Below are 13,933 nucleotides of genomic sequence, written 5' to 3'. Positions count from 1 at the left end.
GACCCGTTCGCGGATTCGGCGACGCACATCAGGGCGAGGCGAAACTCGGGTGCGGCGGCTGGTTGTAGGCGGTGTTCTGCCACGCCACCGCCTCCCGGTACTGCCGGTCCTCCATCAGCGAGGCCCGCCGGATCGTCGTCGGCTCGGTCGTCGAGTAGATCCGCAACGCGCTGCTGTCCGAAGTCCGCCAGATGACCTCCTCGCGCCAGTCGCCGAGGATGTCCGCCTGCAACGCCGGCGTGGACTTGGTGCCGTTGTTGGAGGCCACGCCCGAACCGGTGAGCAGCCGCGTGTCGCCGTTGGTGCCGTACTTGTCGATCGTGGTGCCGTTGAGCAACTCGCGCTGCGCGTCACCGTCCCACCAGATCACGAAGTTGATCGAACCCGGCTTCCGCGCGGCGACCTGGGCTCCTGTGGTGGCACTGCGCAGACCTCCCACGGATGCCGACCACGCCTCCGCGCCGGGGTTGCCGGCCCAGATGTCCGCGGCGACCCCGCGGCCGTTGTCGCAGCCGCACGACGGCGCGCTCCAGATGATCTGACCCGTGCGCGCGTCGCCCATCCAGTGCGAGACCTCGGTCGTCCACTCCGACGGCTTGAAGACCTCCAGCCCCGGCCTGGACGGGATGAAGTCGCCGACGTGCAGGGCGTCGCCGTGGTGGGTGCTGTTCTGCCACAGGCCGCGGCCGTTGTCGTCGATGGCCATCGAGCCGTAGACGACCTCGTCGCGGCCGTCGGCGTCCACGTCGGCGATGGAGAGGTTGTGGTTTCCCTTGCCCTCCCAGGCCGAACGGTTCGACTGGGACGCCGAGTCGAACGTCCAGCGCTGGGTCAGCTGCCCGCCCCGGAAGTCCCACGCCGAGATCACGCTGCGGGTGTAGTACCCGCGGGCCATCACGATGCTCGGCCGCGAGCCGTCCAGGTACGCGGTGGCGGCCAGGAAGCGGTCGACCCGGTTGCCGTAGCTGTCACCCCACGACGAAACGGTTCCGCGTGGTGGCACGTAGTTCTCGGTGTCGAGCACCGCGCCGTCCGTGCCGCGGAACACCGAGAGGAACTCCGGCCCGGTCAGGACGTAGCCGTCGCTGTTGCGGTGGTCGGCGCTCGCGTTGCCGATCACCTGTCCCGTGCCGGACCGCGTGCCGTCCGCGGTCTTCACGGCGATCTCGGCCCTGCCGTCACCGTCGTAGTCGAAGACCTGGAACTGCGTGTAGTGCGCGCCCGCCCGGATGTTGCGGCCGAGGTCGACGCGCCAGAGCCTGGCTCCGCTGAGCTCGTACGCGTCCAGGTACACGTTGCCCGTGCGGCCCGCCTGCGAGTTGTCCTTGGCGTCAGCGGGATCCCACTTCAGGACGATCTCGTACTCGCCGTCGCCGTCCAGGTCGCCGACCGACGCGTCGTTCGCCACGTAACCGGATCCCGGACTCTGGATCGGGACGTCCCTGCTCGTCGCCAGGGTGCCGACGGACCGCGTGGCCGCCGCCGATTCCACGCCTCCGCTCACCTGACGCACCGAGTAGGACGCGGTCGCGGGCGCACCCGCGTCGAGATAGCTCGTCGCCGTCGTCACCGGTGCGCGGGTGACCTTCACCCCGTCGCGGTAGACGTTGAACGCCACGTCGGTGGCGTCGGAACCGAGCAGCCGCCACGACACGAAGTTGCCGTCACCGCGCACCGACCTGATGCTGACCAGTCCGCGGTCGGCACCCACCGGTTCGGCCGCGAGCGCCGGAACACCGCTCGCGACGAGTATCGCCGCGAGCAGCGCTGACATCGTTGTCCGTCTCATCGTCGATCACCCTCCTGACACCGGAACTCGTTCTCCCAGAAGTGATCCGCAGAATTGAAACGTTTCACCAGGAGGAACGGTAGCGTCGAAAAATCGAATGCGCGGAGGGCGATTTCTTCGACCTGGATTCGACGCCACTCACCAAAACGGGGTCAGGCTCCCAGCCGGAAGTCGGCGACGCGGATCGGCGACGGCGTGGTGCCGCTGGAGGTCTGCTGGTACTGCACCGACAAGATCCCCTGGGAGGCGACACGGGACGAGTCCACGTTCACCTCGCCGAACGCCCGCAGCGACGGGCGGTCGAACAACGTCGTCCAGTCCGTCCAGCCGCTGGCCCTGCTCGCCGCCACGATCTTCCCGCGCGGCAGCACGAGGTACGCGTTGTCGTCCCGGTCGAACACGATCTTCGTGCGCTGGCTGTGGTTCGGCGGGATCGGGACCTCCATCTTGGTCCACCTGCCGTCCGCTCCGCGGAAGACGTGGAAGGTGCGGCCGTACTGCGTGCGCTGCTGCGCGTAGTTCGACACGCACTGGGTGAACCGGCCGGGGACGTAGCTGATCACCACGTGCGGCCGGCCCTGGGAGTCCACGGCCTGACTCTCCTGGTTCATCAGGCCGTGGTTCGGGTCGAGCGGATCGGCCACCAGTCCTGGCGAGTTGACGTTCACCGGCGTGCCACCGGTGGTGCCCACCGCGGTTCCGGCGCCGTTGCGCCACGTCCGGCCGCGGTCGTCGCTGTAGACGTACCCGGTGTCGTGGTTGGTCAGCCCGCCCGCGTCGCACAGCACGCCGGCATTGCCTTCACGCCAGGTGAAAGCGGCGTGCAACCGTCCACTTCGGTCATACGTCAGGCCGTGCAGGTACATGTTGCGGGTGGTGGACACCACGCCGTTCGGGCCGGTGTACGAACCGGTGGCGGACGACCAGCCGCCGAGCTTGCGCCACGTGCCGCCGGAGTACTCGGCGAGCTCGTTGACACCGTTGCCGGAACCACCGGTGCGGTAGCTGAACTGCAGCCTGCCCTCGGGCGTCACCACGAACTGCGGGTAGGTCATGGACCCGAGCTCGACACCGCCGAGCGTGCGCTGCACCGGACCGAACGCGGCGGCGTTCCACTGCTGGGCGCCGGTCGCGAGGCCCGGCTGCGACCGGAAGTAGAACAAGCGCGTGTTGTGGGTGTCCAAAGCGACGTGGATCGCGTTGTCCTGCGGGGAGATTCCCAGCGAGATCACGTTGTGCGAGTCGTCGACGCTGAGCCGGTGCGGCAGGACCACGGTCTCCCACTGCGCACCACCCGCGGTCCGCCGCGCGACCACGGCCTCGCGGCTCGCGGTGTACCAGGTGGCGTACTGACGTCCCTGATAGGTCAGGATCGCGTCCTGCTGGAACGAGTTGTTGTTCACCACTCCGTCGTAGGACACGAAGTACAGCGCGGACGGATCGAGCAGCGTGTCGCTCACGAGGCTGACCGCCGGCGCCGCCATCGCGGTTCCCGGCGACGCCAGCAGCACCGCGGCCACCAGGCTCAGAGCTGTCCTCTTCACGGTTCCCCCGGCTGGTCGCGGTTCGGCTTGTCCCCCGGAGCGTGAAGTCGAACAAAATCGAACGCAAGCGTCGACCTGTTCGATAACAGCGGTGGCATGTGAACGGCACGGACCTCGTGGCCCCTTGTCGCCCTTCCGGCCCAACTGTTCACTTGTGTTCAGTTCTGTCTGAACATGGAGGTTCAGCGTGCGGCGTGCGATTGTTCTTGCCACGGTCCTCCTGGTTGCGGCGGGTTCGATGACACCGATCGCCTCCGCCGCGGACCCACCTCCGGACGTGCACGCCTACCTCGAGGATCCGAGCAGGATCGCCGAGGGACAGGAACCGCACCACGCGTTGCTGCTCCCCCAGGCGGATGTCGGCGCGGCCGCGCGTCGTGACGAGCGCACCCCGTTCACGCGGTCGCTGGACGGCCAGTGGCGGATCTCCATGGCGGACAGGCCCGCCGACGTTCCCGCGCGGTTCTACGCCGACGACTACGACACCTCGGGCTGGCGCGCGGTGACCGTGCCGCACACCTGGCAGACCGACGGCCTGGACCACCCGATCTTCCGCAACATCGCCACCGAGGTGCAGCCGGACGACCCGCCCCGCGTGCCCCGCGACGTGAACCCGACCGGCGCGTACGTCCGTGACTTCGACGTGCCCGCCGACTGGACGAAGCGCGCCACGTTCGTGCGCTTCGAAGGCGTGACGTCCGGCTACTTCGTGTGGGTCAACGGCAAATACATCGGCTACGACCAGGGTGGCTACACCCCGGCCGAATTCGACATCTCCTCCGCGCTGCGACCGGGCCGCAACAAGATCGCCGTCCAGGTGCACCGCTGGAGCGCCGGTTCCTACCTCGAGGACTACGACCAGTGGCGGTACTCCGGCATCTTCCGCTCGGTGTCGCTGTACTCGACGCCCGCCACGTTCATCCAGGACGTCACCCTCAGGACCGACCTCGACGCCACCTACACCGACGCGACCCTCACCGCGGACGTCGAACTCGGCCACAAACCCGGCGGAACGACCGGCACGCACCGCGTCACCGCCAGCCTGCGTGACTCTCGCGGAGCCGAAGTCGGTTCGGTGAGCCAGGAGACGGACAGCAGCACCGCACGCCTCACGTTGCCCGTCCGCGACCCGGCGAAGTGGACCGACGAGACGCCGAACCTCTACACCGTCGTGCTGACGCTGACCGCACCCGACGGCAAGGTCACGCACATCACCAGCGACACCACCGGTTTCCGCGAGATCGAGATCCGGGACCGGACCTTGCTGGTCAACGGCAAGCGCGTGCTGTTCAAGGGCGTCAACCGCGCGGAGACCGACCCGGACCACGGCCGGCACGTCCCGCGTGCGGCGCAGGAACGCGACGTGGCGCTGATGGAGCAGCTCAACGTCAACGCCGTGCGCACCTCGCACTACCCGAGCGACCCGTACTTCTACGACCTCGCCGACCGGCACGGCATCTGGATCGACGACGAGGTCGACATCGAGACCCACAACCACGAGAACTGCGCCCGGTGGTGCCAGGCGAACCAGCCGGAGTGGCGCGACACCTTCCTGGACCGGCTGATCGCCATGGTCGAACGCGACAAGAACCACCCGAGCGTCTTCCTCTGGGACACCGGCAACGAGGCCGGGCTCGGCGCGCACCACTACGAGATGGCGAAGTGGCTCAAGGCCAACGCCCCGTCGAGGCCGATCTACCACCAGTCCAACAACCCCGACGGCGACGCGCCGTTCGCCGACGTGTGGGGACCGCGCTACCCGTCGCCGGAGAGGTTCGCCGAGCAGGCGAAGAGCACGACCAAACCGCTGATCTTCGGCGAGTACGCCCACGCGATGGGCAACAGCCTGGGCAACTTCCGGGAGTTCTGGGACATCATCCGGGCCAACCCGCAGACCCAGGGCGGCTTCATCTGGGACTGGGCCGAGCAGAACATCAGGCAGAAGACCCGAATCGCGCCGGACAGCTCGGGCAACGACATCACCGCACTGTTGTCGGGCGCACCGAAGCTCGTCGACGGCCACCGCGGCAAAGCGCTGTCGCTGTCCGGGCTCGACGACTTCGTCGAGGTCTACCGCGACCGCAGGCTCGACATCACCGGCACCGCGCTCACACTGGACGCGTGGGTCAAGCCCGGCAAGTGGACCGGCCAGTTCCCCATCATCGCCAAGGGCGACCACCAGTGGACGCTCAAGATGAAGAACGAGACCACGCTCGAGTTCTTCGTCCACAGCGGCACGTGGCGTGCCGTGCAGGCGAAGGTGCCCGCCGACTTCTACGGCAAGTGGCACCGGGTCAGCGGCACGTACGACGGCACCGCGCTGCGGTTGTACATCGACGGCGCCGAGGTGGGCACCCTGCCGTTCACCGGCGCGATCGACCACTCGGCGGCGGACGTGAACATCGGCCGCGACTTCGAGATGTCGTGGAACGACCCGTCGACCGTCGGCTGGATGTCCCGTGGCGAGGTCGACGACGTGCGCGTCTACGACCGGGCGTTGCCGGCCACGGAACTCGGTGCCTCCTCCGTCCCGGCCGGTGGCGCCGTGCTGGCGCTCGACTTCGACAGCGTGCGGGAACGCGGCACGCACTTCGCGTACGGGTCGACGTTGTCCGGTGTGGACGGTCTGATCGGCACGGACCGCAAGCCGCAGCCGGAGACCACGCAGATGGCGTGGGCACACCAGCCGATCCGGTTCGGATACTCCGGCGGCGTGCTGTCGGTGACCAACGAGCGGCAGTTCACCGGCACCGACGACCTCACCCTGCGCTGGCGGGTCACCGAAGGCTCACGGGTGGTCAAGAACGGCGAACAGCCGTTGCGCGTCGCCGCAGCCTCGACCGCGGCGATCTCGCTGCCGGTCCCGGTCAACGACGCGGATCGGGAACGGTTCCTGACCGTCGAGACCGTCGCGTCGGCCGCGGCGCCGCTGCTGCCGGCCGGGCACGTGCTCGCGCACGACCAGTTCCCGCTGGGCGGCAGCCGCGTTCCCGGTCTGGACAAGGCGTCGCTCGACTGGGCCGTCGTGTTCACCCAGGAGGATGCCCAGAAGGTCACCGCCACGGCGGCGGGTGCCACCTACACGGTCGACAAGAAGTCCGGCGCGCTGACGTCCATGAAGTCGTGGGGCCGCGAACTGCTCGCCAGTGGCCCGAAGCTCGACGCGTGGCGTGCGCCGATCAGCAACGAAACCTACACGTGGGGCCGCGCCGAGGGTGAGGACTGGCGCAAGGCAGGCCTGGACCGCCTGGAGACCACCGTGTCCGGTGTGCGCGTGGAGAAGGACGGCCACAGGACCACCCGGATCATCGTGGACAGCAAGGTGGCCGCGCCCGGTGTCAGCGGGGCGTGGTTCGACCAGACGATGGTCTACGCGGTGGACTCGGCCGGTGTGCTGCGACTCGGGCACCGGGTGACGCCGCAGGGCTCCATGCGGACCCTGCCGTACCTGCCGCGCATCGGTGTCCAGCTGTCCGTGCCCGACCGCTACTCCGAGTTCTCCTGGTACGGCAGGAAGGCGGAGAGCTACGTCGACCGCAAGGACGGCACGCCGATCGGGGTGCACTCCAGTTCGGTGGCCGACCAGTACGTCGAGTACCACCGTCCGCAGGACCACGGCAACCACACCGACACCCGGTGGGCGTTGCTCACCGACGGCCGCACGTCCGGTCTGCTGGTGTCGGGCGCTTCCGAGGTCAGCGTGACGCAGTACGACGACATCGAGCGCGCCGCTTACCCATTCATGTTGCAGCGCAACAAGGGGTACTTCACGCTGCACGCCGACCACGCCGTGACCGGTGTCGGTGACACGCCGAACCCGGTGCGGCCGCGCAACCAGGTCCGTCCTGACAGCACCTACGAGTACACGATCACGATGCGACCGCTGACGTCGCAAGAGGCCTGGTCGGGCCTTCCGGCGGGGGCCTGACCGGTGGAGGTGGCCCCGGCGCTCTCCGGGGCCACCTCGCTTTTCACGCCCGCGTGCGTCCGATGTAGACGTTGCGGGCCCGGTAGACGGTCTCCGCGGTCGGGCCGGGGCTGCCGGACGAGCCCTCCATCTGCAGGTTGATGATCACCCAGAGCGGCTTGCCGACGAAGTTCCTCGCGGTGTGCTGGGCGATCCACTTTCCGTCGAGGTAGTAGTGGATGTCGACGTCGGTGCTGTTCACCTTGGTCATCCAGGCCCGGTAGGTGTGCCACGAGCCCGGCGAGGACACCCCGACGATCGAGCTCGACACGTCACTGGACGTCCGGAAGGTGTTGAACCAGTTCCGGTTGTCGCCCTTGAACTCCAGGATGTCGCTCTCGGGCGGCCAGCTGTTGACCCCGGTCAGCCAGAACGCGGGCCAGGTGCCACGGGTCGACGGCGCCTGGAAGTCGCCCTTCACCTCCCAGTTCGGGAACTGGTCGTTCACCACCACGTGCTCCTTCGCGTGGATCGCGCCGGAGTGGTAGCGGATGGGCAGATGTGGATCGGCCCCGCTGTTGCCCTCGTCCCACGAGATGCGCGTCGCCTTGACGGTCAGCACGCCGCCGGACAGCGACACGTGGTTGTGGTCGCTGGAACTCGCGTACATCCTGGCCGAGCCGTTGTGGTCGGAGCCCCACGGGTAGCGGTAGTTCCATTCCGACTCCAGCGCGCCGTAGCCGCCGAAGGAGCCCGTCCCGATCACCTCTTCCCACGCCGCCGCGTTCGCGGGAGTCGGGGAAGCCGCTGTGAGGACGGCGACGAGTGCGCCTGCTGCGATTCTCATCGCCTCACTGTCCAGCACAGACTTGTTGCCGCACAACAGTTTCGTCGATTCGACGGACCGTTCGACTCGACGAGGTCAGTCGTGCGGCGAGCTGCCCTCCGCCGGGTCGTGGACGTCGAGCCGGCCGCACATGCCGAACCGCTGCGGCCCTTCCGCGCGCATCACGTGGACGTCCGCCTCGGCGAGGTGGCCGATGTCGCCGTCCCGCAACCGGTTCAGCTGCTCACCGGTGCGTTCGGCCGATGCCAGTGCCCCGGCCCGCCACCGCTTCTCCCAGGCGTCCAGAACGTCCTGCTTCAGCCGCACCGCGGAGCGGTAGAAGTCGTCGAGCGCGGAGTCCTCACCCGCCTCGACGCGTCGCCGCAACTCCTGGAATCCCTCGACGGCAAGGTCCTTGCGCCGCCTGGCCGACTCCTCGTCACCGGCCTGAGCGCGCGCGGGGTAGTTCTCCGCGTCGGCCAGCACCCCGGCGGGGAACGTGAACACCGCGTCCCCCGCCTCCGGCAGGCCGCTGTTCTGCATCACGACCAGGATCCGCAGGTCGCCGTCGTTGACCAGGCGGTGGATCGTGCCGGGGGTGAACCAGGCGACGGTACCCTCGCGCAACGGCGTCTCGGCGAACCCGCGCCGGGTCAGGGTCTGGACGCTGCCCTGCCCGCCGATCACGTAGTAGCACTCCGAACAGGCGAGGTGGACGTGCGGCGAGCCGCCGCAGACCCCGTCCACCGCCGGCCAGTCGTACACCCTCAGCCCGGAGATCCCCACCCCACCGGGAAACGGCGTCACCACGGATGTTCCTCCACATGGGATTCCAGTCGTGCCCGGTCCCACTCGCCGTTGGCCACGACGAGCCGGTAGCGCAGGTTCAGCGCGTCGCCCGCGGCCAGCTCGACCGTGTCGTGGAAGGCGAACGACGGGTTGACCGCGGCGAACGGTGTGCTCCGCACGAACCAGTGTGTGCCCTTGTTGTCCGGGTGGTCCAGGAACAGCAGCGTCGACGAGCGATCCACCTCGTCGTGGCGGCCGACGAACGCGAGCCACCGCGCGGCCTTGCCCATCATCTCCTGCCCCGCTCCCCCGTCGGCCGCGATGACCGTGCCGTCGGTGAACGACCGCGGGCCGCGCCAGAAGAAACCGGTGTAGCCGGCGAGTTCCCGGCCGTTCGTCGTCGGGCTGCCGAAGACCAACGGCTCCAATCGGAGGTTGGTCAACGTCGTGGCGAACTCCAGCGTCCACGAGTCGTCCTCGACGTCCCGCACCGAGAACGAGCGCGTCTCCCCGACCCAGCGCTCTCCCGCCTCGGTGAACCAGGACAGCCGCTCGTTGATCCGGACCCCGTCGACCTCGAACTTCTCGTGCCGCATGGTTCCCACGTTCGGCAGCACCACGTACCCCTGGTCGCGCACGTACGTCACGCCACCCCAGAAGTTCTCCCCCGACACGTCGGTCGCGGTCATCTGCACGCCCTTGTGCCAGCGGTGGTCGTGCGGACGGAACGCCGTCACCACGTCACCGGCCAGCGTGCGCACGGGATGCAGGTACGGCTTCGGGCCCTCGAACGCCGGCGTCGACGGCCGGTGCACGTAGGAGAAGAGCTCGACGTCGCCCACCGACACGGCGAGCACCTCGTCGTCCTGCCGGGTGATCACCGGGGATCCGCCCACGGGGCACCGACTCCTTCCATCGTCGCGTAGAACGGGCTGTCCGGGCCGATCTCGCCGGCCTTCACGACGGCACCGGTGAACGCGGAGGCGTAGAGCGCCGCGACGAACTCCATCGTGTTCCTGGCGTCCGCGAGGGTCACCGGAGGCGTCTCGCCGCTGTCCAGCGCGTCCAGCAACGCCGCCAGCTGACATCGGTGGCCACTCACGACCAGCGGCTGCTCGCCGCGCCAGACACCGACGACCTCGTCGTGGCCTGGCGCGGGGGTGATGGTCCAATGCGCGTCGGTGTAGCCGTAGAGGTGCTCGACCTCGATCGTGGCGCGCTCGAAGTCGAATCTCAGCTGCGAGGTCTCCCGGGGCGACAGCAGGGAGTTGATCACCGAGGCGACCGTGCCGTCGGCGAAGGTCACCAGCGCGAGCGAGACGTCCTCGGTCTGCACGTTCCGCGCCTGTCGGACCGCCACCGCCCGGATCTCCTGCCACGGCCCGAGCACCGACAGCAACAGGTCGAACTGGTGGATGCCGTGACCCATCGTCGGCCCGCCGCCCTCGCTCTCCCACGTCCCGCGCCACTGCACGTCGAAGTAGGCGTCGCCGCGATACCAGAGCGTGTCGCACTTGGCGACGAACGACCGGCCGAGCACCCCCTCGGAGACCAGCCGCCGCAACCGGATCGCGGCAGGCCCGAAGCGGTGCTGGAACACCGTCGCGACCCGGCCGGTCGAGCCGCGCTCCGCCGCGATCAGCATGTCGATCTCGCTGAGCGACAACGCCGGCGGCTTCTCCAGCAGCACGTTCACGTTCGCGGCGAGGCATTCCAGCGCGAGCGGCACGTGGGAGCGCGGCGGTGTGCAGATGTGCACCAGGTCCAGGTCCTCCGCGTCGAGCAGCGCGGCCGGAGTGAGGTGTGTGCGCGGCACACCCCACTCCTCGGCGAACGCCGTCGCACGACCGGCGTCCACGTCCACCACCGCGACCAGCTCGATCCGTCCTCCCGCCGCCCGCACCGCTTCGGCGTGGGCGGCCGCGATCGCACCCGTGCCGATGACGGCGGCGCGCCTCACTTCGCCGCGTCCACTTCGGACTGGACTTCCTTGATGAACGACGCCGCGGCCGCGTCAGGCGTGGTCCGGCCGAACAGCACGTCCTCGGTGTGCCGCTTGAGGATGGTGTCGAGGGTGCTGGCACCGTTCGGCGTGATCCTGGGCGGGTCGCTGACCGGGACTGTGTCGAGGTACTCCTTGGCGGCCTTGTCGGTCTCCTTGAGCTGCCCCGCGATCGCCTCGCGGATCTTCTGGTTGGCGGGCACGCCGCGTTCGGTCAGCAGGATCTTCGCGGCCTCCTCGTCGTTGGCGAGGAAGCTCACGAACGCGGCGGCCTCGGCCGGGTACTTCGACCGCGAGGACACCGACCAGAACATCGACGGCTTGTAGTAGGCGCCGGGTGCGGCGCCCTGGGTCTCGCCGGGCAGCCGCAGCAGCTTCAGCTTGGCGCCGCTGGCGGCGGTCAGCGCGGTGAGCTGGGTGTTCCACCACAGGCCGAACGCCGCGGTGCCGGTCGCGGTGGCGGACTGGTTCAGCCCGGCGGAGGCCTTCTCGACGGTCACCGAGGGCGGCGCCGCGATCCCGGACTTGGCCAGGTCGAGGATGTACTGCCAGTAGTCGCGCGCGATCTCCTGCGGCAGCACGACCTTGGCGTCCGCGTCGAACATCGCCTTGCCCTGCTGCCGGGCCCGGATGCTCAGGCCGGCCGCGTCGTTGATGCCGGGCGACTGGACGCCGAACACCGCGCCGCCACCGGCTTTCGACACCTGCTCGCCGATCTTCTTGAGGTCGTCCCACGACCACTTGGTGTCGTCGGGCACCGGGATGTTGTACTTCGCCAGCAGGTCGAGGTTGACCATGATCGAGTACATGCCCAGGCCGACCGGCAACCCGTACTGCTTGCCCGCGATCGCACCGGTCGCGAGCGCCTTCTGGTCGAAGTTGGCGGTGTCGAGGTGTTTCTTGGCCTCGTTCAGGTCGAACAACGCGCCGCGCTCGGCGTAGGAGGCGATGTAGAGCTCGTCCATCTGCATGATGTCGGGCGCGTCGTTGGCCGCCATGGTGGTGGCGAGGCTGTCCCAGTAGCCGTTCCACTCCTTGAACTCGCCTTTGACGGTGATGTTCGGGTGCTTCTTCTGGAACATCTCGATGACCTGCTGGGTCCGCTTGTGCCGGTCGTCGGCACCCCACCAGGTGAAGCGCAGCGTGACCTTCTCCGTCGTCAGGTCGCCACCCGCGTCGGACCCGGACCCGCACGCCGCCAGGGACGCGGTCAGCGACAGCAGCACCACCCACGCGGCACCGCGGCGAACACCTCTGAACATGAGCTGTCCTTTCGGCTACTTGCCCCCGGTCGTGGCGATCCCCTGGACGAGGTACCGCTGGCCGATCAGGAACGCGAGGAAGATCGGGAGGAGCGACACGACGCTCATCGCGAACTGCGAGCCCCACGACGTGGCGACCGTCGAGTCGACGAACGAGCGCAGGGCGACGGGAACCGTGTACATGTCCGGGTCCGTCAGGTAGATCAACTGGCTGAAGAAGTCGTTCCACGTCCAGATGAACGTGAAGATCGTCGTGGTCGCGAGCGCCGGTTTCATCAGCGGCAGCACGATCCGCAGGAAGATCCGCGGATGCCCGCACCCGTCGATGCGCGCCGCCTCGTCGAGTTCGCGTGGCAGACCGCGGATGAACTGCACCATCAGGAAGACGAAGAACGCGTCGGTGGCGAGGATCTTCGGCACGATCAGCGGCAGGAACGTGTTGACCCAGCCGATGTTCGAGAACAGCACGTACTGCGGCACGATGATCACGTGGATCGGCAGCATGATCGTGCCGAGCATGATCCCGAACCACCAGCGCTTGCCGGTGAACTGCAGCCGGGCGAACGCGTAGGCCGCCATCGAGCACGACACCAGGTTGCCGACGATGCAGCCCAGCACCAGGATCGCCGAGTTCAGCAGGTAGGTCCCGAACGACGGCGTGAGCGCGTTCCAGCCCTCGGTGTAGTTCTCGGTCTGGAGACTGTCGAGGATCAGCCCGGGGCTGCGGAAGATCTCGTCGCCCGGCCGCAACGAGCTGACGACCATCCACAGCACCGGGTACAGCATCACGAACCCGATCAGGACCAGGCCGGCGTGCTTGGCGAACTTGGCGAGCCGCTCAGTCGTCATAGAACACCCAGTACCTGGCCGCCCAGAAGTTGATCGCCGTGAAGGCCGCGATGATCAGCAGCAGGAACCAGGCCAGCGCCGACGCGTAACCCATGTCGAACCGGCTGAAACCCTGCTGGTACAGGTAGAGCGTGTAGAACATGGTCGAGTCGGACGGCCCGCCGGTGCCGCCGGAGACGACGAACGCCTGTGTGAACGACTGGAACGCGTGGATGATCTGCAGCACCAGGTTGAAGAAGAGGATCGGCGACAGCAGCGGCAGCGTGATCCGCCAGAACCGCGACCACCTGCCCGCGCCGTCGATCGCGGCGGCCTCGTAGTAGACCTCGGGGATCTGCCGCAGCCCGGCCAGGAAGATGATCATCGGCGAGCCGAACGTCCACACGTTCAGCACGATCAGCGTCGACAGCGCGGTGTCCGGGTCGGAGATCCACCCCTTGCCCTCGACCCCGAAGAAGCCCAGCACGCGGTTCACCAGGCCCTCGGTGCCGAAGACCTGCGTCCACAGCACCGCGATCGCCACGCTCGACCCGAGCAGCGACGGCAGGTAGAACGCCGAGCGGTAGAACGCGAGCCCGCGCAGCCCGCGGTTGAGCAGCAACGCGACACCCAGCGCGCACGCCAGTTGCAGAGGCACCGACACGAGCACGTAGGTGAACGTCACCCGCAACGCGTTGTGCAGGCGCGCGTCGCTGAGGATGCGGGCGAAGTTGTCGAATCCGATGAGCTTCGGCGGCTGGATCAGGTTGTACCTGGTGAAGCCCAGTCCGAAGGAAGCGAGCACCGGTCCGACCGTGACGAGGAGCAGTCCGGCGAACCAGGGCACCAGGAACCAGAACGCGGCCCTGTTGTCCCGTTTGCGCACCTGCGTGCCGCTGCGACGCAGCCCCCGCAGTTCGTCGAGTGCGCTCATGAACTCCCGACCCCGTCGTCTGGAAAACGCTTTCCGGAGTCTGCATCGGTGC

The 13,933-nt window shown here is 68.3% G+C and carries 10 protein-coding genes; 1 reads left to right on the top strand and 9 read right to left on the bottom strand.

Annotated features, from left to right (window positions below):
• Positions 1-28: 28 nt before the first annotated feature.
• A complete protein-coding gene (locus ACIQF0_RS12270; protein WP_401028194.1) occupies positions 29-1,789 on the bottom strand; it encodes a rhamnogalacturonan lyase in 1,761 nt (586 codons plus the stop codon).
• 152 nt (positions 1,790-1,941) lie between these two features.
• Positions 1,942-3,333, bottom strand: coding sequence for a BNR repeat-containing protein (locus ACIQF0_RS12265; protein WP_401028191.1), 1,392 nt, complete (start codon positions 3,331-3,333; stop codon positions 1,942-1,944).
• Positions 3,334-3,571: 238 nt separating this feature from the next.
• On the opposite strand from ACIQF0_RS12265, the gene ACIQF0_RS12260 reads away from it, so the two are divergent.
• Positions 3,572-7,261 carry a glycoside hydrolase family 2 TIM barrel-domain containing protein gene (locus tag ACIQF0_RS12260; protein WP_401028189.1) on the top strand — a complete coding sequence of 1,230 codons (3,690 nt, stop codon included), beginning with the start codon at positions 3,572-3,574 and terminating at the stop codon, positions 7,259-7,261.
• A 43-nt stretch (positions 7,262-7,304) separates the two neighbouring features.
• Here the strand turns inward: ACIQF0_RS12260 and ACIQF0_RS12255 are convergent, their stop codons facing one another.
• The 7 genes from ACIQF0_RS12255 to ACIQF0_RS12225 form a co-directional block, all read right to left on the bottom strand.
• Positions 7,305-8,087, bottom strand: coding sequence for a family 16 glycosylhydrolase (locus tag ACIQF0_RS12255; RefSeq protein WP_401028186.1), 783 nt, complete (start codon positions 8,085-8,087; stop codon positions 7,305-7,307).
• 75 nt (positions 8,088-8,162) lie between these two features.
• Positions 8,163-8,876, bottom strand: coding sequence for a cupin domain-containing protein (locus tag ACIQF0_RS12250; protein WP_401028184.1), 714 nt, complete (start codon positions 8,874-8,876; stop codon positions 8,163-8,165).
• A complete protein-coding gene (locus tag ACIQF0_RS12245) occupies positions 8,870-9,751 on the bottom strand; it encodes a PmoA family protein (protein WP_401028182.1) in 882 nt (293 codons plus the stop codon). The genes ACIQF0_RS12250 and ACIQF0_RS12245 overlap by 7 nt, the downstream gene beginning before the upstream one ends.
• Positions 9,733-10,815, bottom strand: a complete 1,083-nt coding sequence (locus ACIQF0_RS12240) for a Gfo/Idh/MocA family protein (protein WP_401028179.1) — start codon at positions 10,813-10,815, stop codon at positions 9,733-9,735. Before ACIQF0_RS12240 ends, ACIQF0_RS12245 begins: the two co-directional genes overlap by 19 nt.
• Complete coding sequence (locus ACIQF0_RS12235) at positions 10,812-12,119, bottom strand: ABC transporter substrate-binding protein (RefSeq protein ID WP_401028176.1); 1,308 nt, start codon at positions 12,117-12,119, stop codon at positions 10,812-10,814. The genes ACIQF0_RS12240 and ACIQF0_RS12235 overlap by 4 nt, the downstream gene beginning before the upstream one ends.
• Positions 12,120-12,134: 15 nt before the next feature.
• On the bottom strand, positions 12,135-12,968 hold the full coding sequence (locus tag ACIQF0_RS12230) for a carbohydrate ABC transporter permease (protein ID WP_401028173.1): 834 nt from the start codon (positions 12,966-12,968) through the stop codon (positions 12,135-12,137).
• A complete protein-coding gene (locus ACIQF0_RS12225) occupies positions 12,958-13,881 on the bottom strand; it encodes a carbohydrate ABC transporter permease (RefSeq protein WP_401028171.1) in 924 nt (307 codons plus the stop codon). The genes ACIQF0_RS12230 and ACIQF0_RS12225 overlap by 11 nt, the downstream gene beginning before the upstream one ends.
• Positions 13,882-13,933 lie beyond the last annotated feature (52 nt).

The organism is Lentzea sp. NPDC092896, from assembly GCF_044754905.1.
Classification (GTDB): Bacteria; Actinomycetota; Actinomycetes; order Mycobacteriales; family Pseudonocardiaceae; genus Lentzea.
Note: the sequence above shows the minus strand (reverse complement) of the source record. Positions and strands in the feature narration are given on the sequence as shown.

Bases quoted from the DNA above. Each gene is read 5' to 3' on its own strand.
- ACIQF0_RS12225 (WP_401028171.1), bottom strand. From the start codon at position 13,881: ATGAGCGCACTCGACGAACTGCGGGGGCTGCGTCGCAGCGGCACGCAG.
- ACIQF0_RS12235 (WP_401028176.1), bottom strand. From the start codon at position 12,119: ATGTTCAGAGGTGTTCGCCGCGGTGCCGCGTGGGTGGTGCTGCTGTCG.
- ACIQF0_RS12270 (WP_401028194.1), bottom strand. From the start codon at position 1,789: ATGAGACGGACAACGATGTCAGCGCTGCTCGCGGCGATACTCGTCGCG.
- ACIQF0_RS12255 (WP_401028186.1), bottom strand. From the start codon at position 8,087: ATGAGAATCGCAGCAGGCGCACTCGTCGCCGTCCTCACAGCGGCTTCC.
- ACIQF0_RS12230 (WP_401028173.1), bottom strand. From the start codon at position 12,968: ATGACGACTGAGCGGCTCGCCAAGTTCGCCAAGCACGCCGGCCTGGTC.
- ACIQF0_RS12260 (WP_401028189.1), top strand. From the start codon at position 3,572: ATGACACCGATCGCCTCCGCCGCGGACCCACCTCCGGACGTGCACGCC.